The organism is Planotetraspora thailandica (assembly GCF_016863335.1).
Classification (GTDB): Bacteria; Actinomycetota; Actinomycetes; order Streptosporangiales; family Streptosporangiaceae; genus Planotetraspora; species Planotetraspora thailandica.
The window spans coordinates 54,373-79,589 of the sequence record NZ_BOOR01000036.1; the positions used below are offsets into that span (position 1 = coordinate 54,373).

General features: G+C 68.7%; 23 protein-coding genes. 11 read left to right on the forward strand and 12 right to left on the reverse strand.

The window, feature by feature from the left end:
* The first annotated feature begins 5 nt into the window (after positions 1-5).
* The 4 genes from Pth03_RS23820 (at position 6) to mscL (ending at position 2,968) form a co-directional block, all read left to right on the forward strand.
* Positions 6-557, forward strand: coding sequence for a hypothetical protein (locus Pth03_RS23820; RefSeq protein WP_203946584.1), 552 nt, complete (start codon positions 6-8; stop codon positions 555-557).
* A gap of 136 nt (positions 558-693) precedes the next feature.
* The gene (locus Pth03_RS23825) at positions 694-1,092 is read left to right on the forward strand and encodes a YciI family protein (RefSeq protein WP_203946585.1); all 399 of its coding nucleotides are present in this window, start codon (positions 694-696) and stop codon (positions 1,090-1,092) included.
* Positions 1,093-1,100: 8 nt separating this feature from the next.
* Positions 1,101-2,366, forward strand: a complete 1,266-nt coding sequence (locus tag Pth03_RS23830; RefSeq protein ID WP_203946586.1) for an RNA polymerase sigma factor — start codon at positions 1,101-1,103, stop codon at positions 2,364-2,366.
* A gap of 146 nt (positions 2,367-2,512) precedes the next feature.
* A complete protein-coding gene (mscL, locus tag Pth03_RS23835; RefSeq protein WP_203946587.1) occupies positions 2,513-2,968 on the forward strand; it encodes a large conductance mechanosensitive channel protein MscL in 456 nt (151 codons plus the stop codon).
* Between the two features lie 186 nt (positions 2,969-3,154).
* Here the strand turns inward: mscL and Pth03_RS23840 are convergent, their stop codons facing one another.
* From Pth03_RS23840 to Pth03_RS23870, 7 genes are all read right to left on the reverse strand, one after another.
* Positions 3,155-4,891: a serine/threonine protein kinase gene (locus Pth03_RS23840; protein WP_275413184.1), complete on the reverse strand. Its 1,737-nt coding sequence runs from the start codon at positions 4,889-4,891 to the stop codon at positions 3,155-3,157.
* Positions 4,892-5,066: 175 nt separating this feature from the next.
* The gene (locus tag Pth03_RS23845) at positions 5,067-7,067 is read right to left on the reverse strand and encodes a glycosyl hydrolase family 28-related protein (RefSeq protein ID WP_203946589.1); all 2,001 of its coding nucleotides are present in this window, start codon (positions 7,065-7,067) and stop codon (positions 5,067-5,069) included.
* 18 nt (positions 7,068-7,085) lie between these two features.
* A complete protein-coding gene (locus Pth03_RS23850) occupies positions 7,086-8,678 on the reverse strand; it encodes a glycoside hydrolase family 13 protein (RefSeq protein ID WP_203946590.1) in 1,593 nt (530 codons plus the stop codon).
* Positions 8,679-8,707: 29 nt separating this feature from the next.
* Positions 8,708-9,682: a carbohydrate ABC transporter permease gene (locus tag Pth03_RS23855; RefSeq protein ID WP_203946591.1), complete on the reverse strand. Its 975-nt coding sequence runs from the start codon at positions 9,680-9,682 to the stop codon at positions 8,708-8,710.
* 11 nt (positions 9,683-9,693) lie between these two features.
* Positions 9,694-10,617 carry a carbohydrate ABC transporter permease gene (locus Pth03_RS23860; protein ID WP_203946592.1) on the reverse strand — a complete coding sequence of 308 codons (924 nt, stop codon included), beginning with the start codon at positions 10,615-10,617 and terminating at the stop codon, positions 9,694-9,696.
* An 87-nt stretch (positions 10,618-10,704) separates the two neighbouring features.
* On the reverse strand, positions 10,705-12,087 hold the full coding sequence (locus tag Pth03_RS23865; protein WP_203946593.1) for an extracellular solute-binding protein: 1,383 nt from the start codon (positions 12,085-12,087) through the stop codon (positions 10,705-10,707).
* A 384-nt stretch (positions 12,088-12,471) separates the two neighbouring features.
* Positions 12,472-13,482, reverse strand: a complete 1,011-nt coding sequence (locus tag Pth03_RS23870; protein WP_203946594.1) for a LacI family DNA-binding transcriptional regulator — start codon at positions 13,480-13,482, stop codon at positions 12,472-12,474.
* Between the two features lie 297 nt (positions 13,483-13,779).
* On the opposite strand from Pth03_RS23870, the gene Pth03_RS23875 reads away from it, so the two are divergent.
* A complete protein-coding gene (locus Pth03_RS23875; RefSeq protein WP_203946595.1) occupies positions 13,780-16,650 on the forward strand; it encodes a galactose-binding domain-containing protein in 2,871 nt (956 codons plus the stop codon).
* A gap of 115 nt (positions 16,651-16,765) precedes the next feature.
* Here Pth03_RS23875 and Pth03_RS23880 read toward each other — a convergent pair whose 3' ends face one another.
* The 5 genes from Pth03_RS23880 to Pth03_RS23900 all read right to left on the reverse strand — a co-directional run bounded on the left by Pth03_RS23880 (position 16,766) and on the right by Pth03_RS23900 (position 19,554).
* Positions 16,766-17,758, reverse strand: a complete 993-nt coding sequence (locus Pth03_RS23880; protein ID WP_203946596.1) for a LacI family DNA-binding transcriptional regulator — start codon at positions 17,756-17,758, stop codon at positions 16,766-16,768.
* Positions 17,759-17,845: 87 nt separating this feature from the next.
* Positions 17,846-18,091 carry an IclR family transcriptional regulator gene (locus tag Pth03_RS23885; protein ID WP_203946597.1) on the reverse strand — a complete coding sequence of 82 codons (246 nt, stop codon included), beginning with the start codon at positions 18,089-18,091 and terminating at the stop codon, positions 17,846-17,848.
* Positions 18,084-18,311: a DUF6158 family protein gene (locus Pth03_RS23890; protein ID WP_203946598.1), complete on the reverse strand. Its 228-nt coding sequence runs from the start codon at positions 18,309-18,311 to the stop codon at positions 18,084-18,086. Before Pth03_RS23890 ends, Pth03_RS23885 begins: the two co-directional genes overlap by 8 nt.
* 170 nt (positions 18,312-18,481) lie before the next feature.
* On the reverse strand, positions 18,482-18,694 hold the full coding sequence (locus Pth03_RS23895; RefSeq protein ID WP_239119317.1) for a DUF397 domain-containing protein: 213 nt from the start codon (positions 18,692-18,694) through the stop codon (positions 18,482-18,484).
* 8 nt (positions 18,695-18,702) lie between these two features.
* Positions 18,703-19,554: a helix-turn-helix domain-containing protein gene (locus tag Pth03_RS23900; RefSeq protein WP_203946600.1), complete on the reverse strand. Its 852-nt coding sequence runs from the start codon at positions 19,552-19,554 to the stop codon at positions 18,703-18,705.
* Between the two features lie 144 nt (positions 19,555-19,698).
* Here Pth03_RS23900 and Pth03_RS23905 point away from each other — a divergent pair, with 144 nt between their 5' ends.
* The 6 genes from Pth03_RS23905 to speB all read left to right on the forward strand — a co-directional run bounded on the left by Pth03_RS23905 (position 19,699) and on the right by speB (position 25,152).
* Positions 19,699-20,139 carry an ATP-binding protein gene (locus Pth03_RS23905; protein WP_203946601.1) on the forward strand — a complete coding sequence of 147 codons (441 nt, stop codon included), beginning with the start codon at positions 19,699-19,701 and terminating at the stop codon, positions 20,137-20,139.
* A 63-nt stretch (positions 20,140-20,202) separates the two neighbouring features.
* The gene (locus Pth03_RS23910) at positions 20,203-21,645 is read left to right on the forward strand and encodes an MFS transporter (protein ID WP_203946602.1); all 1,443 of its coding nucleotides are present in this window, start codon (positions 20,203-20,205) and stop codon (positions 21,643-21,645) included.
* An 88-nt stretch (positions 21,646-21,733) separates the two neighbouring features.
* Positions 21,734-21,859, forward strand: coding sequence for a hypothetical protein (locus Pth03_RS42210; protein ID WP_275413185.1), 126 nt, complete (start codon positions 21,734-21,736; stop codon positions 21,857-21,859).
* A gap of 138 nt (positions 21,860-21,997) precedes the next feature.
* Complete coding sequence (locus Pth03_RS23915) at positions 21,998-22,489, forward strand: PH domain-containing protein (RefSeq protein ID WP_203946603.1); 492 nt, start codon at positions 21,998-22,000, stop codon at positions 22,487-22,489.
* Complete coding sequence (locus Pth03_RS23920; RefSeq protein WP_203946604.1) at positions 22,486-24,102, forward strand: PH domain-containing protein; 1,617 nt, start codon at positions 22,486-22,488, stop codon at positions 24,100-24,102. The genes Pth03_RS23915 and Pth03_RS23920 overlap by 4 nt, the downstream gene beginning before the upstream one ends.
* 36 nt (positions 24,103-24,138) lie before the next feature.
* Complete coding sequence (speB, locus tag Pth03_RS23925) at positions 24,139-25,152, forward strand: agmatinase (protein ID WP_239119318.1); 1,014 nt, start codon at positions 24,139-24,141, stop codon at positions 25,150-25,152.
* The last annotated feature ends 65 nt before the right edge of the window (positions 25,153-25,217 follow it).

Genomic DNA, 25,217 nt, shown 5'->3' on the forward strand with positions numbered 1-25,217 from the left:
GGCCGATGAAAAGGGCCGCCGGTTACACGCTCGCCTGGTGCGGGGCGACCGCGCTCGCCGTCGGGATCTCCTGGCTCGGCGTTCGCGACGTGCTGCGCAGCACCGCCATGGACGAGACGCCCCGCGCTCCCCTGGTCGCCGACGCGCCCAGTGGCTCAGGAGAGGTCGGCGGCACGTCGCGCCCGCTCCCCCCAGCCGACGCCTCAGCCGACGCCTCGGCCGGCGGCGACCGCGAGTCGCCCGCCCCCGTCCCCTCCGTACGGCACGCGCGGGCGCCCTCGCCGCATCCGACGCCCCGGGTGGCCGCGAAGGCGCCGACAAAGCCCGCCCCGGACGAGAGCCTCCACACGTTCAGCCTCAAGGGGGGCAGGGCGACGATCGCGGTGACGGCCGGCGACTGCCGCGTCGTGACCGCCACGCCCAACGACGGTTACGAACTGAAGGTCTGGGAGACCTCCTCATGGCTGCGCGTCGCCTTCCTCCAGGCTCCGCATGAATCGTCCGCGTTCTGCACCTGGAACGCCCTTCCGCCCCGTCTTGACACGTACGAGAACTGAGCGACGACCAGCAATTTGTTCGAGGCGGATACCTTTCCGGTCTCCGATGTGCGTCAGCATGTCGAAAGGGACGGGCCGTGCTTCGACCTACCCGCGGACGGACCCCGGCGAGGGGTCCGAGCGAAGGAGCGAGGACATGAAATACATGATGCTGATGCAGTTCGGCCCCCTGAGCGGCCTGCCTTCGATGGACACTTGGCCTCCGGAGGACATCGCGGCCCACATCCAGTTCATGCACGACACCAACAAGAAGCTCGTCGATGACGGCGAGTTCGTCCAGGCGGAGGGTCTGGCCGACCCGGGCCAGACCCTGATCGTGCGCTCCGGCGTCGACGGCGGCCCCGTGGTCACGGACGGCCCCTTCCCCGAGACGAAGGAGTTCCTCGTCGGCTGGTGGATCGTGGACCTCGACAGTCCGGAACGGGCCGTCGAGGTCGCCGCGTACGTGTCCGCCGCGCCCGGGCCGGGAGGCAGGCCGCTGAACATGCCCATCGAGGTGCGCCAGGTGATGTCGATCGAGCCCGGGGAGATGTGAGCTCGGGCGTGTCATCTGGGGGGCCCGTCGTCGACGACCTGCTGCGCGAACTCGTGCCGCAGGTCGTCGGCGTGCTCACCCGGCGTTTCGGAGACTTCGACGCCGCAGAGGACGCCGTCCAGGAGTCGCTGATCGACGCGGCCTCCCAATGGCCCCGGCAGGGGGTGCCGGACAATCCCCGCGGCTGGCTCGTCCAGGTCGCGTACCGGCGGATGGTCGAACAGGTGCGGGGCGAGCAGGCCAGGCGCCGCAGGGAAGAACTGGTGGCCGCGCGGGAGCCGTCCGACGAGCTGACGGCTCCGCCCGCCGACGACGCACTCGACAGGGACCGGGACGACACGCTGACCACCTTGTTCCTGTGCTGCCATCCCGCGCTGACCCCGGCCTCCGCCATCGCGCTCACTCTGCGGTCGGTGGGCGGCCTGACCACGGCCGAGATCGCCAGCGCGTTCATGGTCCCGGAGGCCACCATGGGGCAGCGGATCAGCCGGGCCAAGCAGCGCATCAAGGCGTCAGGCGTGCCGTTCCGGCTGCCCGGCGCCGGAGAGCGGGCGGGACGGCTCAAGTCGGTGCTGCACGTGCTGTACCTCATCTTCAACGAGGGCTACGCCACCAGCTCCGGCCCCGAATTGCAGCGCGTGGAGCTCTCGCGGGAAGCGATCCGGCTGGCGCGGATGGCCCACGACATGCTGCCCGGTGACGGCGAGGTGGCCGGGCTGCTCGCGTTGATGCTGCTCACCGATGCCAGGCGTCCCGCGCGCGCCGACCGGTACGGCGCCGCGATCCCGCTGGCCGAGCAGGACAGGAGCCTGTGGGACGGCAAGGCCGTCGCGGAAGGCATCGAGCTGATCACCCGCACCCTGGCGGGCGGCGCGGTCGGCCCCTACCAGCTGCAGGCGGCGATCGCCGCCGTGCACGACGAGGCGCCGACGGCGGAGGCGACGGACTGGCCCCAGATCCTCGCGTTGTACGGCCTGCTGGAACGCATGTCGGACAACCCGATGGTCTCGCTCAGCCGGGCCGTCGCCGCCGCCATGGTCCACGGCCCGGCCGCCGGTCTGCGCATGCTCGATGAACTCGACGCCGGCGGACGGCTGGCGGGGCACCATCGCTTCTACGCGACCCGGGCCCACCTGCGCGAGATGGCCGGTGAACACCAAGCGGCGATCGACGACTATCGCCTCGCGGCCGGCCGTACGACCAGCATCCGCGAACGCGACCACCTCACCACCCGCGCCGCCCGGCTGTCCGCCGACCAGACGCCACCCGGTTAGCGCACCACAGTCAGAACGCGATTGGCCCTCCGTACACCGATTGCCTGGTCACCGCAGGCGTGCTCGCCCATGGGGGCATGTCATCCAGCGGAGACCTTGCCCCTCGAGTTGCAGCCGGTTGACCAAACCGGATAGGTCATACCGCCATGACCGGATTCAAGAAATTCCTCGTGCGCGGCAACCTCGTGGAGCTCGCCGTCGCGGTCGTCATCGGAGCCGCCTTCAGTGGCCTGGTCGACGCCCTGGTCTCGGACATCATCACCCCCCTCATCGGCGCGGTGACGGGTGGGCACGAGCCCGATTTCGCCGACTACTCCTTCAAAATCAACGGCGCCGAGTTCAAGTACGGCGACTTCGTCAACCACGCTGTGTCGTTCCTCATCGTGGCCGCCGTCATCTACTGGCTCGTCGTGCTGCCCATGGCCCGCCTGCTCAGCCTCCTCACCCGGGACAAGGCCGCCACCGAGAAGCAGTGCCCCGAGTGCCTGAGCGACATCCCCGTCGCCGCGCGCCGCTGCGCCTTCTGCACCGCCGTGCTCGTGGCCCCCGCGGGCTCCCCCGCCTCCATGACCGCCCACGCCCCTGGCAGGCACTCGGCCTGATCCCGGCGCCTGGGTGACACCCTGACCCAGGCCATCTACGACGCGTTCCCCACGGTCCGCTGACCAACCTGGGTTCCCGGCCGCCGAGAGCGGCCGGGAACCGGCTTTTCGCACCGGGTTCTCACGGAGGTTTCCCAGCGCGCACGTCCCACGACGGCGCGGTGAACGCGCCGGCGGTTCACTCGGTCAGGCGATGGTCCATTTCTGGTTTGACGTCCCCCCGCAGGTCCACAACTGCAGCCGCACACCGTTGGCCGTGGACTGGTCCCTGACGTCGACGCATTTGTCCGCGTTCACGTTGACCAGGTCGTGGGACGCGTTGAGCGTGAACCTCTGGGCCGGGCTGCCGTTGCACGTGCCCAGCGTGATGGGGGTCCCGTCGGCCGTCGACCCCCCGGCCATCTGCATGCACATGCCCAGCGAGCGCACCGTGCCGTCCGCCCGGAAGTCCCAGTTTTGCTGAGGAGCACCCCCGCAGTCCCAGATCTGCAGAGGAGTCCCGGGGACCGCCTGGCCGTTCTGCACGTCGATGCAGCGGTTGGACCCCAAGCCCACTATTTCCTGGCCGGGAGCCGGCACCTGAGCGGGGCCGCCGGATCCGGCGCCCGTCTCCTTCGGCGGCGCCCCGGTAGCCGACTTGGAGGGTTTGACTTTGACAGGCTTGTCCACTTTATCCGGTTTGTCGGCCTTGCTCGTCGGCGTATGCCTGCCGGCCCCCGTCGGCTTCCTCACGTGAGGTTTGGGGGACGCATGCGAAGCACCGCCGGTGGTCTGCGAGTTCTCCGACGCCGTGGCCTCCTTAGTGGGAGTGGAGAACAGGGAGATGCCCACCGCCACACCAAGCGCGGCGACGAGCACCGCCACCGAGGCCGCCACGACCACGGGCCTGGCTCTTCCCCTCCCCCTTCTCCTCGGCCCGCTTCTCGTCGGCCCGCTTCTCGTCGGCCCGCTTCTCGTCGGCGCCGCGCGACCGTCCATGACCGTCGTCCTCGCGGCGCGCGCGCCTGGCGGTTCCGACCCGAACCCCGAGCCGAACCCCGGCCCGACAGGCGCGACACCGCGCCGGGCCAAATCGTCGCGGCCTGTCAGGTGGGCCAGCAGTTGTTCCGCGGTGGGGCGCCGGGCGGGATCCTTCTGCAGGGCCGCGGCGACCGCGTCGCGCAGCGGACCTTCCGGCAGCGCGGAAAGGTCCGGCTCGTCGTTCAGCACTCGATTGAAGATCGCGAGCATGGTGTCGGTGCCGAACGCGGGCGTCCCCGTGGCCGCATAGACCATGGTGACGCCCCAGGAGAACACGTCGGCGGCCGCTGTCACCCGCTCGCCGCGGATCTGTTCCGGAGAGGCGTACGACGGAGTACCCAGTCCCACGCCCACCGCCGTCAGAGCGGGGGTGTCCGACAACCGGGCGATGCCGAAGTCGATCACCACCGGCCCTTCCGGGCCCATCATGACATTGGCCGGCTTGAAATCGCGGTGGACGATGCCCACACGGTGAATGGCCGCCAGGGCCGTGGCCGTAGTGATCGCGAGACGGTCCAGGCCCGCGCCGCGGCGTGGGCCCTCTCGCTGGACCAGATCGCTCAGCGAGGAACCGAGAACGTACTCGCTGACGATGTACGGATGCTCACCGGCCAGGTCGACGTGAAGCACCGGAGCAGTGCAGAACCTGGCGACACGCCGCGCCACCGCCACCTCTCGGAGGAGACGTTCGCGCGCCTCGGGGTCCTCCGTGAGCCGGGCGTGCAGGAGCTTGATCGCCACCTGATCGCCGTTCCGCGACCGGCCCAGGTAGACCACTCCTTGGCTACCTTCACCCAGACGGCGTACCACCTCGAACTCACCGAAATGGGACGGGGTTTCATCGATCAACTGTTCTGCCAACTCAACCCCAGGACTGGTTCTGGCTGGGCATTTCCAGCGCATAAAGGTACCAGTCCATACGTCTTCGCCCGTTATCTCACGCTCGCCGGCCCACCGCACGCGCGGTGAGCCGCCGAGCCGTACGGACGAAGGCGCGGCCCGGAGCGGGCCGCGCCTTCGAGGTGGCGTCCGGGGGGCGGGCTGACCGCCCACCCCCCGGAGTTCTGGGGCCGTTCTCCTACGACCAGGGGGACGGCGCCGGGGGCGCGACGACCGGCGGGCGGTCGTCACAGGTGATGGTGTTCGGCAGCTCCCACGGGGCCAGCCACGGACCGGTGGTGCCGCCACCGTCGTTGCCGCCGAGATCCGTCAGCGAGAACTCCGAACCGGTGGGCGGGAAGTTGAACGAGCCGCAGTTGTTGACGCCGACCGCGCCGACGTTGCGGGCGTCCACGTTCTCGAACGACGCCGAGCCCTTCACACGGGCGCTGACGACCGAGGTGCCGGTCCCGTCGACCCGGATGTCCTTGAAGTGCACGTTCGTGATCGAGTACAGGTCCTTCACGCCGAAGTCGCTGACCAGCATGATCGCGTTGTAGGTGTTGTCGAGGAAGTGGTCCCCGACGACCTGGATGTCGGCGTCGATGTTCTTCTCCAGCGCGTAGAACCAGATGGCGCCGAGGCCGATGTTCCAGTTCAGCTCGTACGTGCCGGCGCGGACCGTGGTGTTGTCGGTGATCCACAGGTGCCCGGTGAACGGTTCGGCGCCGAAGCGCGAGCCCACCTGGATGGCGCTGCCCTCGCGGATCGGGTCGGCGACCAGGTTGCCGGAGACCTTGATGTCCTTGCCGCCGTAGATCGCGATGCCGTTGGCGAGCACGGGCGTCTGGACGGTGTTGTGGTCGAAGGTGTTGCCGGCGTTGGAGGTCTTCTCCGACCACATGGCCAGGGCGTCGTCACCGGTGTTGCGCACGAAGTTGTTCGACGCGACGGAGTTGGTGACCCCGGTGTGGAAGTTCAGGCCGTCGGCGATCTGGTCGACGATGACGTTGTTCGTGACCTTCACGTTGTTCATCGGGCCGTCGAACCACAGGCCGACCTTGGTGTGGTGGATGTAGAGGCCGTCGATGGTCGAGTCGCTCATCGCGCCGCCGACGCCGTTCACCTGGTCGGTGTCGATGCGCTCGCGGACGTCGCCCTCGATCGCGAAGCCGGACAGGTGGACGTTCCTGCTGCCGCCCGCGGACACGTCCTTGCCGTAGAAGCCGACGCCCGTGTGCACCGAGCCGTCGGGGGCGGGCGTGCTCAGGGCGACCTCGCGGCCCTTGATGACGGTGTACCAGTTGCCGGCGCCCTCGATCGTCACGTCGTCGACGACGATGTGACGGTTCACCTGGTAGGTGCCCGGCGGGACGTAGACCTTGAGGTGGGCGCGCGTGGCGAACGCGATCGCCTTGTCGAACGCGCCGGCCGAGTCGCGCTTGCCCCGCGGGTCGGCGCCGAAGGCCAGCACGTTGGCCGCGACGAGGCTGACCTTGGGCGCGCCGACGAGCTGCGAGTCGAGCAGGTCGACGACCGTCCAGGCGGCCTTGGCGCCGGCCGGCACCGTCAGCCGCACCTTGTCACCCGCGCGGTACGTCTTGCCGAGCAGCAGGCGCTGCTCGTCGTAGAAGTGGCTCGGGCGGAACGGCTTGGTGATCGTAGGGGCGGGCGTCGTGGCGTTGGGAACGCAGCCGCACTCAGTGATCCACCAGTCGGGGTGCAGCAGGTCGGCGTTCGGGTCGTTCGAGAACGGATACTGGTTGTACAGCCACGCGTATTGCGACGTCAGCGTCATGGTGGTCCGGTTCTTGCCGTTGACCGTGACGTTGAGGGGCGAGGTGATGCCGCCGCCGTTCGGCGCGTCGGGGATGCTGTACCGCACGGTGATCGCGTTGGCCGCCTTCGGCAGCGTGAACTCGACGTACTGTCCCGCCGTCAGCCTGACCGCCTTACGGCCGGACGCCTCCGACGGCAGCGTGTAGGCGGTGCGGTCGGGGCCGATGACCGAGCCGTTGGTGGCGGCGTTCTCCGCCTCCTGCTCGACGAAGTCGACCTTCGCGCCCCGCCCCGCGACCAGCGAGGGGTCGAGGGCGGCGCGCGTGACGACGGGGGAATTGGAAGCCGACGCCGAGGCGGGGGCGGAGAGCGCCACGAGGCCGGTGGCCGCCAGGGACACCGATAAGAGGGATCTGAGCATGGGGGGTGTGACCTACCTTCAGGAGGAAAGCCAGGCTGCTGTGTCGGTGGGCAGAAGATCACCGTCAAGGGGGCCGCTGGTCAGCAGGACCGACGTGTGCGGCGGGAGCCGTACCGGCTCCGGGCTGAGATTGACGACGCAGATGATGCCGGACTCACGAGTGAAGGCCAGCACGCCGTCCCCCGTACCCCCGGCCTCGGTGGGCAGCCAGGCCATCGTCCCGTCGCCGAGCCGCTCGCGGCGGACGGCCAGGGCTCTGCGGTAGAGCGAGAGCATCGACTCCGGGTCGTGCTCCTCCGCCTCGACCGTCATGGTGTTCCAGGCCGCCGGCTGCGGCAGCCAGGAGCCCCCGGTGCCGAATCCGAACGGCGGTGCGTCGCCCGACCAGGGCAGCGGCACGCGGCACCCGTCCCGGCCCGGGTCGGTGTGCCCCGACCTGGCCCAGATGGGGTCCTCGCGCATGTCGTCGGGGATGTCCTCGACCTCCCAGAGGCCGAGCTCCTCCCCCTGGTAGACGTAGACGCTGCCGGGCAGGGCCATCGCCAGCAGCGCGGCGGCCCGCGCCCGGCGGGTGCCCAGCTCCAGGTCGTACGGCACGCCGTGCTTGCGGTCATCGTGCGAGAAGGACGTGTCGGCCCTGCCGTACCTGGTGGGGGGCCTGGTCACGTCGTGGTTCGACAACACCCAGGTCGCGGGCGCGTCGATCGGCACGTGCGTGGCGAGGGTCAGGTCGATGACGTCGCGCAGGGCGTCCGGCTCCCAGGCGCTGGACAGGAACGCGAAGTTGAAGGCCGTGTGCATCTCGTCGCCCCGCAGGTAGAGGGCGAAGCGCTCCTGGTCGGGCAGCCACACCTCGCCGATGAGCACACGCTGGCCGTACTCGTCGGCGATGCGGCGCCACTCGCGGTAGACCTCGTGCACGCCGTCGTGGTCGGTGTAGGACTCCTCGACGCTGTCGAGGTCCTTCACGAGCACGGCGGCCGAGTCGATGCGGATGCCGTCCACGCCCCGGTCGAACCAGAAGCGCAGGACGTCGAGGAACTCCTGACGCACGTCGGGGTTGGTCCAGTTGAAGTCGGGCTGCTCGGGGGCGAACAGATGCAGGTACCACTCGCCGTCGGGCACCTGGGTCCACGCCGGCCCGCCGAAGATCGACTGCCAGCCGTTCGGCGGGCCGTCGCCCACACCAGGACGGAACCAGAACCGCTCCCGAGCCTCCGAACCGGGACCGGCCGCCAGCGCCTCCTGGAACCAGGCGGTCTGGTCGGAGCCGTGATTGGGGACCACGTCGATGATGGTGCGGATGCCGAGGTCGTGGGCTTCCTCGATCAGCTTCTCCGCCTCGGCCAGCGTCCCGAAGACCGGCTCGATGTTCCGGTAGTCGGCGACGTCGTAGCCGCCGTCGGCCATGGGCGACGGGTACCACGGGTTCAGCCAGATCGCGTCCACGCCGAGCTCGGAGAGGTACGGGAGACGTGCCCGCAGCCCTGCCAGGTCGCCTGTGCCGTCGCCGTTGCCGTCGGCGAAACTGCGCAGGTAGACCTGGTAGATCGCGGCACCCCGCCACCATCCCCGGTTCGGGGTCGCCCCTGTGGGCGTGTTGCCGGGCATGCTGAATACAACTCCTTACGGGTGAAGGGTCAGCCCTTAAGGCTTCCGGCGGTGAGACCCGCCATGATGTGCCGCTGGAAGATGAAGAAGACGACGATGGTCGGAATGCTCGCGATCACCAGAGAGGCGACCAGCACGTTCTGTGGCATCTGCGAGGACAACGAGGCGATGCCGATGCTGATGGACATCTTGTCGCTGTCCGGCAGGACCAGCAGCGGCCAGACGAAGTCCCGCCAGACGTTCACCACGGTGAGGATGGAGACCACGCCGAGGATCGGACGGGAGATCGGGATCACCACCGACCACAGGACGCGGCCGGGCGAAGCGCCGTCGATCTCCGCGGCTTCCAGCAGTTCCCTGGGGATCGAGTCGAAGAAGCGCTTGAGCAGGAAGACGTTGAAGCCGTTCGCCGCGGCGGGCAGCCAGATCGCCCACGGGGTGTTGAGCAGGTCCCAGTGGAAGAACGGCACGTCCTTCACGGTGAGGTATGCCGGCAGCATGATGACCAGCGGCGGGATCATCAGCGTCGACAACATCAGGGCCAAGACGACCTTGCCGAGCACCGGGCGGAGCTTGGACAGGGCGTAGGCCGCCGAGACGTCGAACGCGATGGTCAGCAGCCAGGCGCCGCCCGCGTAGAGGGCCGTGTTGCCGAGCAGCTTGCCCAGCTCCAGCAGATCCCAGGCCTGCACGTAGCCGTCCAGCGAGAAATGCTTCGGCAGGAAGGTCGGCGGGATGGAGTTGAGCTCCTCGGTCGACTTCATCGCGCCGGTGATCATCCAGTAGAGCGGGAAGACGAACGCGGCGGTGAAGCTGACGACCACGACCACCAGCACGGTCCAGTAGATGATCCGGCCGTGGGTCGTGTTGAGCTGGTGGGGCGAGACGGCGGTGCGGAACTGCGTGTTGATCGGCTTGCGCGGGCGCCGGGACTCGCGCCCGGGCTGCTCCTGCCGGGGAGAGACGGGTGGCGGCGTGCCGACGGGCTGCAGGATGGCGGACATGGTCGCTCCCCTCACACCGTGTTGTCGCGCGAGATGCGCAGGTAGATGGCCGAGAACACCATGAGCACGAGCATGAGCATCAGGCCGAGGGCGTTGCCCGCATTGAGGCTGCCGAAGTTGAAGGCGTACTGATACATGAGATAGACGACGGTGACCGTCGAGTTCTCCGGGCCGCCGCCGGTGAGCAGATAGGGCTCGATGAAGACCTGCATGGTCGCCACGATCTGCAGCAGCAGCATCACCAGTAGGATCAGCTTGGTCTGCGGGATCGTGATGTGCCTGATCCGCTTGAAGAGGCCGGCGCCGTCCAGCTCGGCGGCCTCGTACAGCTCGCTCGGGATGGTCTGCAGGGCGGCGAGGTAGATCAGGGTGCCGCTGCCCATGTTCATCCAGGTGGAGACGATGACCAGCGAGATCAGGGCGGTGCTCGTCGAGTTGAGCCACTGGAGCCCGGGCAGGTGGAAGAAGCTGAGGATCTGGTTGAACAGCCCGTAGTCGGGGTTGTAGAACCACTGGAACAGCAGGACGCCCACCGCGGGCGGCAGCATGACCGGCAGGTAGACGACGAAGCGCAGGTAGGCGCGGGCGTGCCGTAATTCGTTGAGGACGATCGCGGTGACGAAGGGGATCGCGTAGCCGCACAGCAGTGCGAGCAGCGTGAACATCGCCGTGTTGATCCACGCGGGCGCGAAGGCCGGGTCGCTGAAGACGGTGCGGAAGTTCTTCAGCCCCACCCATTCGGGCGCGTCCACGAAGTTCGTCTTCTGGAAGCTGAGGATGACCTGCCGGACCATCGGATACCAGGAGAAGAACGCGAAACAGATCAGAGCGCCGCAGAGGAATCCGTAGGCGGTCAGATTGCGTCGTACGGCACGCCGCAGCTTCGTGGGCTGCCGCCGCCTGCGGTTCGCTACCGGGATACTCGCTGTGGTCATCGTTGTGATTCCGATCTCGACGTGCTGGCCGGGGCGCCGGCCGCGGCCAGATCACGGCCACGGGCGGCGCCCCGGATTATCGAACGGTCAGCTCTTCGAGGCGAGCATGGAGTTGACCTTCGCCTCGGCGTCGGACAGGAGCTGGTCGACGTTGGCGTCCTTCCTGGTGAGGACCGCCGACATCGGGGTGTCGAGGATCGCGTAGATCTCCTGGGCGTACGGCCCCGGCTCCGGCTTCGGCGTGATGCCCTTGGAGCCTTCGACCCATCCGGCGAACTGGGCGGCGTCGATGTTGGCGTTGGCCGCGCGCAGGTCGGTGACCGCCTTGCCCGACGCGGTGTCCGCGCCGTACAGGTCGGGGTAGGGCTGACCGACGGTCAGGTTCTGGCTCTTGGCCCGCACGTAGTCGAGCTGGCCCTTGCCCGGGGTGAGGAACTTGTACTCGATCCACTTGAGGCCGGCCCTGATCTGGTCCGGGGTGGCCTTCGGGTTGATCATGTAGCCGGCGCCGCCGTTGAGCAGGGCCTTGGCCTCGGGCTGGGCGGTGACGGCGTAGTTCTCGAACTTGCCGCCGAAGTCGTTGCGGAGCGAGATGAGCACGTCGGGCGCGCCCAGCATCATGCCCATCTTGCCGCCGGCCATGGCCTTCATGAGGGCCGGCCACTCGATGTACAGCTGGGAGCCCATGCTGTTGTCGGTCCACCGCATCTGCTGCAGGTTCTGCAGGACGGCCTTGCCCTCGGGGGTGTTGAAGGCTGCCTTCTTGCCGTCGTCGCTGATGACCGAGCCGCCGCGGCCGTAGATGGAGGCGGTGAAGTGCCAGCCACCGGTGTTGCCGCCGCTGTACTCGCCGTACCCGACGTAACCGGGGCCGAGCGCCGCGATCTTCTTGGCCGCGGCCTGCACCTCGGCCCAGGTCTTGGGCGGGCTGTTCGGGTCGAGGCCGGCCTTGGTGAAGACCTCCTTGTTGTAGACGAGGCCCATGCCGTAGCCGTCGGTCGGCAGACCGTAGACCTTGCCGTCCTTCTTGAACAGGTCGAGCGAGCTGTTGTAGTCCGGGTAGGTCTTCAGCTCGTTGACGTAGGAGGAGATGTCGGCGGCCTGCCCGCTCTCGATGAGGCGGCCCACGTTGGGGAAGTTGACGTAGAAGACCGTCTCGAGGTCGCCGCTGGCCAGCTTCGGCTCGAAGGTCTTCGGGTCGTAGCAGGGGAAGGCGTCGGTGACCTTGGAGATCGTGATGTTCGGGTACAGCTTCTGGAAGCCCGCCACGTCCTCTTCGAAGGTCGCGCGCTCCGCCTTGTTCGTCTTCGGCGGCTCACAGTTGACGCTGATCGACACCGGGGCGTTGGGGTTGGCGGACGGCGCGGCGGACTTGCCGGCGTCACCGCCGTCGCTGCTGCTGCTGCCGCAGCCCGCCGCCGCGAGGGCCAAGCCCGCGGCCAGAACTATTGAAAGGTTGCGGGGTTTCATGATTGTTCCCTCCTGGAACGGCGCACCACGACCCGTCTTGGAGCTCGCTGTCTCGGGGGCATGGGGGGCGCCTCCGATCCAGCTCGGTTGCGAGAAACATACAGAGCCATGCAGAACCCAGCAATACTCCGTCATTCATGATGCAAAAAAGTGACAGTGAACCCTGCGAAACCTCGCAGCATGATCGTTGTCACATCGCGAAAGACGACTGAGCCCCCGGACACCGGGTGTCCGGGGGCTAGGAAAGCCGTCGCCAAGGCAGGCCATGCCGTACGGCCAGGCACGACACGGCCGGGGACGGCCCGGGCATGAAGGCGGGGAGGATCTGACCCGGGCCTGTACGGCTGGGCGGCTCGGGCCGGTCAGAACGGCCGATAACGCGGGTCAGGCCCGGGGAGCGGGGGCGGTCGACGCGCGGACCACCAGCTCGGGTTCGAACAGCAACTCGTTGGCCGGCACGGTGGCGGCGTCGATCTGCGCCACCAGCAGTTCGACGACGGCGCGCCCCATCGGGTCGATGGGCTGGCGCAACGTCGTGAGCGGCGGATCGATGCAGTTCATGAGGGCCGAGTCGTCGTATCCGATGACCGAGAAGTCCTCGGGGACCCTGCGCCCGGCGCGGCGGGCGGCCCGGATGGCGCCCAGCGCCAGCACGTCGCTCGCGCAGATGACGCCCGTCACCCCGGCCTTGATGAGCTTGGCGGCGCCCGCGTGGCCTCCCTCGACGGAGAACATCGTGTGCTCGACCTGGTCGGCGGTCAGCTCGATGCCGTTGGCGTCGGAGAACGCGCGGAACGTCTGCAGCTTGCGCTGGGAGGGCACGTGGTCGGGCGGGCCGAGGAGCATGCCGATGCGCCGGTGCCCCAGGGCGAGCAGGTGGCCGAGTGCCATCTCCGCCGCCGCGGCGTCGTCGCAGGAGACCTGCGGGAAGCTGAGATGGTCCACGGCCGCGTTGACCAGCACCGCGGGAAGTTTCCGCTCCTGCACCCGCTCGTAGTGATCGTGCGGGGCGTCCCCCTGGGCGTACTGCCCTCCGGCGAAGACGATGCCCGACACGTGCTGATGGAGAAGGAGGTCCACGTAGTCGGACTCGGAGACCCCGCCGACCGTCCGGGTGCACAGGACCGCGGTGAAACCCTGCTGGGCGAGCGCTCCGCCCACGATCTCGGCGAAGGCGGGGAAGATCGGGTTCTGCAGCTCGGGGAGCACCAGCCCGACCAGCCTCCCGCGATCGCCGCGCAACTGGGTGGGACGCTCGTATCCGAGCACGTCCAGGGCGGTCAGCACGGCCTCGCGAGTGGTCTCGGAGACGCCGGGCTTGCCGTTGAGCACGCGGCTCACGGTCGCCTCACTCACGCCGACCTTCTTGGCCACTTCCGCAAGCCGTCGAGTCATAGGCGCAACTATACGACAAATAGCGCAAGCACTTTCATGGGCTTGCGCACAGGGCGGAGAGGCCCTTCGGGGACCGGGAAGAAAAATCCACCTCCGGAGGATCGTTCCATCGGTCCGTTGACCAGCACTTAGCCACATGGCGTAACGGTGGTGTGATATTGCGACTTCTAGTCGAAATATTGCAGTCACGTGTTGGTCAACCTAATGTGTGGTCCACCTCACCATGTTGCAGAGGCCCGGCGGTCCAGCGTCCCCGTCGTACCTCGCGGATCTTCATGCAGAAAGGGCCACTCGCTCATGAAAAGATCCGGAGCCGCCGCCGTCGCGGTGGCAGGGGCGCTGATCGCCCTTGGGAGCGTGGTCGCGTTCCCGAGCACCTCGTCGGCGGCGGCCTCGCCGTCGCCCTTCTCCGTCGCCGGCCGGGGAGCGACCGTCCCCTTCACCGAGATCGAGGCCGAGTCCGCCGCGACGAACGGCGAGGTCATCGGGCCCGACCGCATCTACACCCGCCTGCCCTCGGAGGCCTCCGGCCGCAAAGCCGTACGGCTCGACGCCGCCGGAGAATACGTCGAGTTCACCCTGCCCAAGGCCGCCAACGCGATGACCGTGCGCTACAGCGTGCCGGACAACGCGGCAGGCACGGGCATCACCGCTCCCATTGACCTCCGCGTCAACGGCGCCAAGCTCAAGGACCTGTCGTTCACCTCTAAATACGGCTGGTACTACGGCGGCTACCCCTTCGGCAACCAGCCGGGCAACCAGCCTCACCACTTCTACGACGAGACCCGCACGATGTTCGGCTCCACCCTGGCGGCCGGCACCAAGGTGCGCGTCCAGGTGGCCTCCACCTCCGCCTCGCCGTGGTTCGTGATCGACCTGGCCGACTTCGAGCTGGTGCCCGACCCGATCCCCCAGCCTGCCGGATCGCTGAACGTCGACGACTTCGGCGCCGACAGGAACGGCACGAGCGACTCGACCGCAGCGTTCCAGGCCGCCGTCGACGCCGGCAAGGCGCAGGGCAAGGCCGTCTACATCCCCGCCGGCACCTACACGCTGTGGGACCACGTGATCGTGGACGGCGTCACGCTCCGCGGCGCCGGCCCCTGGTACAGCGTGCTCACCGGCCGCAACCCCACCCAGCGCAACCGCGCCGTCGGCATCTACGGCAAATACGTCAGCGGCGGCGGCTACACCGGCCCGGTAAGGCCGCAGGAGGCGGGCGGCCCGAGCCGGAACGTCACCCTGCGCGACTTCGCCATCATCGGTGAGATCACCGAGCGCGTGGACGAGGACCAGGTGAACGCCCTCGGCGGCGCGATGACCGACTCCGTGGTGGACAACCTCTGGATCCAGCACACCAAGGTCGGGGCCTGGATGGACGGCCCGATGAACAACTTCACGATCAAGAACAGCCGCATCCTCGACCAGACGGCCGACGGCGTGAACTTCCACACGGGCGTCACCAACTCCACGGTGACCAACACCTTCCTGCGGAACACCGGCGACGACGGCCTGGCGATGTGGCCGGAGCGCATCCCCAACGTCGGCAACGCGTTCACGTTCAACACCGTGGTCGCGCCCGTCCTGGCCAACAACATCGTGACGTACGGCGGCAGGGACATAAAGATCACTGACAACGTGGTGAGCGACACCGTCACCAACGGCGGCGGCATCCACATCGCCAACCGCTATCCAGGCGTCAACTCCGGTCAAGGCACCGCGGTCGCCGGCACCATCACGGCGGCGCGCAACACGCTGATCAGAGCGGGCAACAGCGACTACAACTGGAACTTCGGCGTCGGCGCCATGTGGTTCGACGGGCTCAACGAACCCGTCAACGCGACCATCAACGTGAGCGACACCGACATCATCGACAGCTCGTACGAGGCCATCCAGTTCATCGAGGGCAGCACGAGCACCGTCAACTTCACCAATGTGAACATCGACGGCACCGGCACCTACATGATCCAGGCGCAGTCGGGGGCCAAGACCACGTTCACCAACGTGACCGCCGCCCACATCGGCGCGGGAGTCGCCATCCACAACTGCGTGGGCACGTCCTTCGCTCCCGTGTACGGCACGGGCAACTCCGGCTGGAGCCTGTCGTCAACCACCTGCACCGGCCAGTGGCCCACGCCTAACTACATCTACGACGGCTCCGGGACCCCGCCGCCCGTCACCCCCACCCCGACTCCTCCGACGACCCCGACGCCGACACCGACACCGACTCCCCCTGTGTGTTCGGTCGGGACCGGCGACCTGGCCAGGGGCAAGCCCGCCACCGCGACGAGCACCAACCAGTCCTTCACCGCCGCCAACGCGGTCGACGGCGACGCGAACACCTACTGGGAGTCGGCCAACAACGCCTTCCCACAGTCGATCACCGTGGACCTGTGCGGCGTCGCCTCGGTCGACCGGGTCGCGCTGAAGCTGCCGCCGAGCAGCGCGTGGGCCACCCGCACCCAGACGCTCTCCGTCCTCGGCAGCACCGACGGGTCGAACTTCTCCACTCTGTCCGCCTCGGCCGGGCGCACCTTCGACCCCGCGTCGGGCAATACCGCGAACATCTCGTTCAACACCGCGAACGTCCGCTATGTCCGGATCGCCATCACGGGCAACACCGGCTGGCCGGCCGGACAGCTGTCCGCCCTCGAGGTCTACGGCTCCGGGTCGACCCCGCCGCCCGTCACCCCCTCGCCGACGCCCACCCCCACTCCGACCCCGACGCCCACGCCGACCACGCCGGCGGGCGGCAACCTCGCCGCGGGCAGGCCGATCACCGAGAGCAGCCACTCCGACGTCTACGTGGCCGCCAATGCCAACGACCGCAACGCGAACACCTACTGGGAGTCGGCCAACAACGCCTTCCCCCAGACGCTGACCGTCGACCTCGGCTCGGCGACCAGCGTGAGCAAGGTCGTGCTCAAGCTGCCCCCGGCCACCGCCTGGGCCACCCGCACCCAGACCTTGTCCCTGCTGGGCAGCACGGACGGCTCGTCCTACAGCACGATCGTCGGATCCGCGGGATACACGTTCAACCCGGCGTCGGGCAACACGGTGACGATCACCTTCCCCGCGACCACCAGGCGCTACCTGCGGTTGAGCATCACCGGCAACACCGGCTGGCCTGCCGGCCAGATCTCCGAGTTCGAGGCCTACGCCTCGTAGCCCGGAAACGGAACACCCGTTGAAGGAGTGGACGCCTCCTTCAACGGGACGCCCGGAGAAGGAGTGGACGCCTCCTTCTCCGGGTTCCGTTTCTCCGGAGTTGTGCGGGTACTCGTCAGAGAATGGCGCCCATGCGCCCGGTCGAGGAGCGCACGACGAGTTCGGGCTCGAACAGCAGCTCACCGGTGGCGACGGCGGCCCCGTCGATCTGGCTGACCAGCAACTCCACCACCGCCCTGCCCATCGCCTCGATCGGCTGGCGCACGGTGGTCAGCGGCGGATCGACGCAGTTCATCAGAGCCGAGTCGTCGTAGCCGATGACCGACACGTCCTGCGGGACGCCGAGACCCTCACGCCTCGCGGCCCTGATTGCGCCCAGCGCCAGCGGGTCGCTGCCGCAGATGATGCCGGTGACGTTCTGGCGCAGCAGTTTCAGCGCCGCCGCGTGGCCGCCTTCGAGCGAGTGCATGGTGTGCTCGACCAGGTTTCCACCGCCCGAAGTGCGGAAGGCGTCGAGCTTGCGGATCGACGGCATGTGGTCGGGCGGCCCGACGATCAGCCCGACGCGCTCGTGCCCGAGGGCGCGCAGGTGCCCGAGAGACTGCTCGACCGCGATCGTGTCGTCGCAGGAGACCCGGGGAAACTCCCAGTGGTCGGCCGCCGCGTTGACCATGACGGTCGGCAGCCGCCGGTCGATCAGCCTGAGGTAGTGCTCGTGCACCACACCCGTCTGGGTGTAGAGGCCGCCGGCGAAGACCACTCCGGAGACCTGCTGCTGCAGGAGGAGGTCGACGTAGTCGGCCTCGGAGACGCCGCCGACCGTCCGGGTGCACAATACGGGCGTGAACCCCTGCTGGGCCAGCGCGCCGCCGACCACCTCGGCGAACGCGGGGAAGATCGGGTTCTGCAGCTCGGGAAGCACCAGCCCCACCAGGCGGGCGCGCTCCCCGCGCAGCTGGGTGGGCCGCTCGTAGCCCAGCACGTCGAGCGCGGTCAGGACGGCCTCACGAGTGGCCTCGGAAACCCCTGCCTTGCCATTGAGGACGCGGCTCACCGTGGCCTCGCTGACCCCCACTTTTTTCGCAACTTCGGCAAGCCGTCGCGTCATGGCCGCAAGCATACGACGGCTTATACGGTTTCGTTTGCGATCATTTGCGCGGGAAACGAGTTGTCACGGCCCTGTCAGGGCGGGGAATCAATATTCCAGACCCCAGTCATGCGGACCGAGAAGATATGTCTCCCCCCGCTGCACGAGCCGTCCGCCCCGGCACAACATGTCCAGGCATCGCCGTACGGTCTCGTCAGGAAGTTGCACCATCGCGGCGATCTCCGGAAGGGTCGCCTCTCTCCTGTCCACGTCCAGCGAGGCGACGGCCTCGTAGACGCGCATCTCGGAGGCGGACATCTCCTGGACGTCGCACAGTCGCTTGTCGTCACCCATGGCGTGACCTCGCTCCACTTCGCAGCCTGTCGGCGTCGACGTGGCGGTCGGGATACCGCTGGCGGTATTCCCGCTCGAGTTCCTCGGTGCGGATCGTGTGCCGTGCGAGCGCGCCCTCCGACCCGTGCATGAGGGCGTCGGTCCTGGTCTGGTGCAGGTGGCGCAACTCGCGGAAGAGGTCGTCGTCGGTGAGTTCCCGCGGGTCGATTCCCATGGTCATGACGACCTCCTCACCATCGGCGCCACGCGCTCCGCACTCTCTTGAGAGAGTCCTGCCCGGCCAAACTCGTCCCATACATCCGGTTTGACGGTCATTCGAATGAAAAATCAGCGAAAAAAGCTGTACGGCTTGCGCTCCGCCGAGCGCAAGCCGTACATCGTCCGCGGGTGTCAGGACAGGTCGAACTCTCCGCCCTTCACCCCGTCGACGAAGGCGTCCCACTCACTCATCGTGAACATGAGCTTCGGACCCTCCGGGTCCTTCGAGTCGCGTACGGCCACGCCCTGGCGCAGCAACGCCACTTCGACGCATTGGTTGCCCACGGTGTTGGAGCGGCTGGCCTTCCGCCAGGCCGCACCGGTCAGGTCGTCCGCTGGTCGCATGCCCCGATTCATCGCCCTGCCATCTCCTTCTCGACCGAATCGATCTTCTCTAGGGACTTCTCCGGGCCGAGCGCGGCGGCGCGAAGATGGTCGAAGACCTGGACGTACCTGCGGACCTGCTCCTGGCTCTCCAGATAGAGCTCGCCGCCCATGTTCTCCAGGAACACCACGTCGGCGTCCTCAGGGTCGGGGAAGGTGAGGATCGCCAGTGAGCTGCCCATGCCGAGATAGGCGCCCGCCTCGAACGGAAGCACCTGAAGGGTGACATTGGGCTGCGTGGCGGCCTCCGCCAGTCTCCGCAACTGCTCCGCCATGACGGGTGGCCCGCCGACTGGCCGCCGGAGTGCGGCCTCGTCGAGGACGACCCACAGATCCAGACCATCAGGCATGACGAGGCGGCGTTGCCTCTCCATGCGGACGGTGACCCGCCTCTCGATCTCCTCCGGGTCCTTCACCAGCGCGGCTCCGACGACCGCGCGGGCGTAGGCCTCGGTCTCGAGCAGCCCGGGAACGAGCAGCGGCTCGTAGTTGCGCACCGAGGCGGCCTCCGCCTCGAGCCCGACGTACGGCCCCGGGAGGACGTCCCCGAAGGCGTGCCACCACCCGCGCCGGCCGGCCTCCCTGGCCAGCTCGAGGAGGGCCGCCCGCCGGGAGCCCTCCACCGCGTAGAGATCGAGCAGGTCCCGGATGGTCCGGCTTTGGGGCCGGGTGTGTCCGGTCTCGATCCTGTACACCGTGGAACTCGCCATCCCGAGGCGGTTCGCCACGTCCTCCCGGCTGAAGCCCGACTCAGTGCGCAGGCGCGTCAGCTCTCCCGCGAGCCGGCGAAGCCGGACCGTGGGACTGCGCCCTACCCCCATGAGACGACATCTCCCTACGAAAGGAACTTTGCAATAGTGCATTCGCAGTATTGCGTGACGGAATTCCAAAGTGCAGGATGAATGCAGTCTGGCACGGACCGCACATCGGCATTGGCTGACGGGTGCACAGGGAGTTATCACAGGATGACAATTCTCAACCTCCCGGGGAGAACCGCGATCTCACGCCCCTTCTCCGGGGACCCCTCGGAGGCGGGGATGGCACGGCGTTTCGTCGCCGGCCGCCTGGGAGACGGCCACCCGTGCAGGGACGACGCCGTACAGCTGATCGGCGAGCTCGTCGCCGAGTGCCTCAGGCACGCTGCCGCCTGCAGGGCCAGGCCCGGTTACGCGGTCGCGGTCAGGGCGACGCCGGGCACGGCCCGGGTGACCCTCGCGACCCAGGCCTGCGGATGCTGGACCTCACCGAGCCGCACGCCCGGCAGGGGCGTGCACCTGGTCGACCTGTTCACCGGGCGATGGGGCGTGTCGGCCAGCCGTACGGGGGTGTCGGTGTGGTTCGAGCTCGGAGAGGCCGAGGCGGCCCGCGACGAGCCCGTTCACGCCCACGTCAGACGCTCGATCTAGCCTCCCGATGATTCTTCCCGCGGCTGGCGGGTAGTCGGGCGCCATATCGACAAAGGGGACGATATGGCGCAGATCAGCACCGACATCCCTGCCAGGCTCGACCGCCTGCCCTGGGCCCGCTGGCACTGGCTGGTCCTCGCCGGGCTCGGCACCGTATGGATCCTCGACGGGCTCGAGGTCACGATCGTCGGGGTCATCGGGCCACGGCTCACGCAGAGCGGCAGCGGCCTCGGACTGACCGCGAGCCAGGTCGGCGTGGCCGCCGGCGTCTACGTCCTGGGGGCCTGCCTGGGAGCCCTGTTCTTCGGGCACCTCACCGACCGGTTCGGGCGCAAGAAGCTGTTCCTCGTCACCCTGCTGGTCTATCTGATCGCCACAGTGGCGACGGCGTTCTCCACCGAGGCCTGGTACTTCTACCTCTGCCGGTTCTTCACCGGCGCCGGCATCGGCGGAGAGTACGCCGCCATCAACTCGGCGATCGACGAGCTCATCCCCGCCAGGGTGCGCGGCACGGTCGACCTGGTCGTCAACGGCTCGTTCTGGCTCGGCACCACGTTCGGCGCCGCCGTCGCCGTCCCGCTGCTCAACCCGGCCGTGCTGCCCGCCGACCTCGGCTGGCGACTGCTCTTCGGCCTCGGGGCCGTCCTGGGCGTCGGCATCCTGCTGGTCAGGAGGCTGGTGCCCGAGAGTCCCCGGTGGTTGTCCATCCACGGCCGCGATCAGGAGGCCGAGGACATCGTGCGGGGCATCGAGAGGCAGGTTCGCGAGGAGACCGGCGAAGAGCTGGAGCCCCCGGCCGGGGAGATCAGGATCACCCAGCGCACCCACACTCCGCTCACCGAGGTCGCCGCGACGCTGCTGCGCCGCTACCCGAAACGCACGGTGGTCGGGCTCGCCCTCTTCGTCGGGCAGGCCTTCCTCTACAACGCGGTCTTCTTCACCTACGCCCTCGTGCTCGCCAAGTTCTTCGGCGTGCCCGACGACACCACGCCCTGGTTCCTGATCCCCGTCGCGATCGGCAACTTCCTCGGGCCCGTGCTGCTGGGCAGGCTCTTCGACTCGGTCGGCCGCCGGGCGCTGATCTCCGGCTGCTACGTGTCGTCGGGGCTTCTGCTGCTCGGCACGGCCGCGCTCTTCCATGCAGGCGTGTTGTCGGCGGCGACCCTGACGGCCTGCTGGATGGTGGTCTTCTTCTTCGCGTCTGCCGGAGCGAGCTCCGCCTACCTGACGGTCTCGGAGATCTTCCCGATGGAGACCAGGGCCCTGGCGATCGCCCTGTTCTACGCGGTCGGCACGGGCCTGGGCGGCATCATCGGCCCGGTGCTGTTCGGCCGTCTCGTCGAGAGCGGGTCGGTGGCCAACGTCTCGATCGGCTACGTGGTCGGGGCCGGGCTGATGATGGCCGCGGGAGCCGTCGAGTGGTTCATGGGGGTGGAGGCCGCCCGGCGCTCGCTGGAGGACATCGCCCAGCCGCTGAGCGCCGAGGACACCCGCGTGACCCGCTGACCAGATGCGTACGGATGACCCGCCCACACGATGGGTATCACCCGGTTGATGCCGATAAAGGTTGATATGTCATATATTCGGGGGAATTATGGCTGAGGCGCCGAAGAAGAAGCACGCCAAGTCGACCGCGAAGGCGAAGAAGACGGCCATCAAGGAAGCCCGCAGCATCAAACAGGCGAAGAAGGACCACAAGCGGGCCGCCGAAGGCGAGTGACCGCCACGATGTGATCTCCCGGGGGCGCCCGCCTCGCCAGGCGGGCGCCCCCTCGTATGCACCCATGACATTCGTCCCGGAAAATACGGGATTCCCCCCACTTCATTGGAGCCTCAGCTATTGGGCAGAGTTGGGGGCGTGGAAACCACGACCCTCCGTCCACCCCGGCACCGCGTGAGCCGTACCGCGATCTGGTACTGGACCACCCGCGCGGCCATCGGCTGGCTGGTCCTGATCGTCATCCAGTCCGTCTTCATCCTGACGCGGAGCGACGCGCTCACGCTGCGGGTGTCCATCCTGGTCGCGACGGTGGTGCTCGCGCTCGCCCACCTCGCCGTCATGCCCAGGTGGCGATACCAGGTGCACCGCTGGGAGACCACGCCCGAGGCCGTCTACACCCAGTCGGGCTGGTTCAAGCAGGAGTGGCGGATCGCGCCCATCTCCCGCATCCAGACCGTCGACAGCGCGCGGGGCCCGATCGAGCAGCTGTTCAAGCTGGCCAACGTGACGGTCACGACCGCCTCGGCCGCCGGGCCGCTGCGCATCAGCGGCCTGGACCGCGAGACGGCGGGGCGCCTGGTCGACGAGCTCACCGCGACCGCCCAGGCCACGACGGGCGACGCCACATGACGGAACTTCTGGTGACCGACTGGCGGCGGCTCAGCCCGCGGATGTTGCTGATCCATCCGGTGCAGGAGGTCGTCCGGGCGGCGCCCGCGCTTCTCGGCCTGCTCATCGCCGGCACCAGCAGCGGCGGCCACGGCCCCCTGTGGAGCATCGCCGGCGTGGGCGTAACGGTCCTGCTCGGCACGCTGCGCTATTTCACCACGACCTACCGCATCACCCCCGAGCACGTGCAGGTGCGCAAGGGCCTGCTGCAGCGCAAGGTCCTCACTGTGCCCCGCGACCGGGTGCGCACGGTCGACGTGACCTCCAACGTGCTGCATCGGGTGCTCGGCCTGGCCAGGGTGGAGGTGGGCACCGGCCGCTCGGACAGAAAGGGCGGCGGCGACCTCAAGCTCGACGCGCTCGGCGCGCCCGAGGCCGCCCGGCTGCGTGTCGAACTGCTGCACCGGCAGGCCGCCGGTGCGGGGGTTCGGGAAACAGCGGGGGTTCGGGAAACAGCGGGGCTTCAGGAAACAGCGGAGGCCCCGGCCACGCGGGCCGACCCGGCGGAGACCGAGCTCGCAGCGCTGCGGCCGGCGTGGATCCGTTTCGGGCCGTTCACCCTCTCCGGCCTGATCACCCTCGGCGTCATCGCCGGTTTCGCGTCGCGGCTGGCGTCCGAGGGCGACGTCGACCTGCGCGAGGTCGGCCCGGTCCGGCAGATGCTGGGCTGGTTCGGCTCGCTCTCGCTGCCGATGGAGATCGCGGCCGCCGTGATCGCCGTCGCGGTCTTCGTCGCGATCGCCTCGACGTTCGGCTACATCCTGTCGTTCTGGGGCTTCAGGCTGACCCGGCACTCCAGCGGAACGCTGCACGTCAATCGGGGCCTGCTCACCACGCGGGCGACCACGATCGAGGAGCGGCGCCTGCGCGGCGTCGAGGTCAGCGAACCGCTGCTGCTGCGCGCCGTGGGCGGCGGGCGGCTGATCGCGGTGGCGACGGGGCTGCGCGTCGGCCAGGGAGCCCAGCGGGGCGGGTCGATGCTGCTGCCGCCCGCTCCCCGGGCGGAGGCCGAGTCGGTGGCCGTGCGCGTGCTGGGCGGGAACGGCACGGACTCGCCCGTGACGGCGCCGCTGACCGAGCACGGCCCGGCGGCGCGGAGGCGGAGGTTCACCCGGGCCCTCGGCGTGAACGCCCTGGTGATCGTGGTCTGTCTCCCCCTGTGGAAGTGGGCCGACCTGCCCTCGTGGACGTGGATCACGGCCCTGGCGGCGCTGCCCGCGACGGCGCTGATGGCCGCGGACCGCTACCGGAGCCTCGGTCACACCTTGGTGCCGGGATATCTGGTCACCCGCTGGGGCTCCCTGGTCCGGCGTCGGGTGGCCCTGGAGCGTGACGGCATCATCGGCTGGAACGTCGAGCGGTCGTTCTTCCAGCGCCGGACCGGCCTGGTGACCCTGACCGCCACCACCGCGGCAGGCCGTCAGGGCTATCGGGTGCAGGACGTGACGCTGGCCGAGGGGCTCCGCCTCGCGTCCGCCGCCTCACCTGGCCTGCTCGACCCGTTCCTGTCCGATGAAGATCATCCTTCTCGCCCGTACCATGACGACACTGCCATATCACCAAGCCTTGGATGAATCACCACGAACCCGCACAACCCCTGGAGACGCCTGATGACCCGCTACGGCCCGATGTTCGGCCCCGACATCACCTTTCTCGGGGTCGAGCGCTGCGACCTGGACGACGTGGACAGCTACGCCGGGGCCGACGTCGTCATCCTCGGCGCGCCCTTCGACGGCGGCACGTCGCACCGTCCGGGGGCGCGCTTCGGGCCGAGCGCCATCCGCCAGGCGTGCTATCTGCCCCATGACGGGTCCCGCCCGAGCCTCGCCCTGCGCGTGGACGCGCTCCAGGACCTCCAGGTGCTGGACGCCGGAGACGTCGAGACCTACGCCGGTGACATCGAGGGCAGCCTGCGCGCGATCGAGGAGGCGGTCGCCCGCATCTCGGCCTCCGGCGCGGTGCCCTTCGTCCTCGGCGGCGACCACACCATCGCCCTGCCGGACGCCACCGGCGTCGCCCGCCATCACGGCTTCGGCCGGATCTCGATGGTGCACTTCGACGCGCACGCCGACACCGGCGACGTCGAGTTCGGGCACCTGCACGGGCACGGCCAGCCGATGCGCCGCCTCATCGAGTCGGGGGCGATCCGCGGCGACCGCTTCCTCCAGATCGGCCTGCGCGGCTACTGGCCGGGGCCCGAGATCCTCGACTGGATGGCGGGGCAGTCCATGCGGTCCTACGAGATGACCGAGGTCGTCACCAGGGGGCTCGACACGTGCCTGACCGAGGCGTATGGCATCGCCCTCGACGACTGCGACGGCGTCTACCTCTCGGTCGACGTCGACGTCTGCGACCCGGGGCACGCCCCCGGCACGGGCACCCCCGAGCCCGGAGGGCTGACGGCCAGGCAACTGCTCGACGCCGTACGCCGCACCTGCTTCGAGCTGCCCGTGGTCGGCGTGGAGGTCGTAGAGGTCGCCCCGCCGTACGACCATGCGGAGATCACGGCCTATCTCGGCAACCGCGTCGTCCTCGAGGCGTTGTCGGCGATGGCCCGCCGCCGCAAGGACGCCGCCGGCGGAGTGCGCTGGGACCCTTCGCGGCCTTTGCTGGATGGTCGCTGACTTCACCCGAAAACTGTTGCTTTACGGGAATGGGTGATTCACACTAACTTGCGGATCGGCAACGG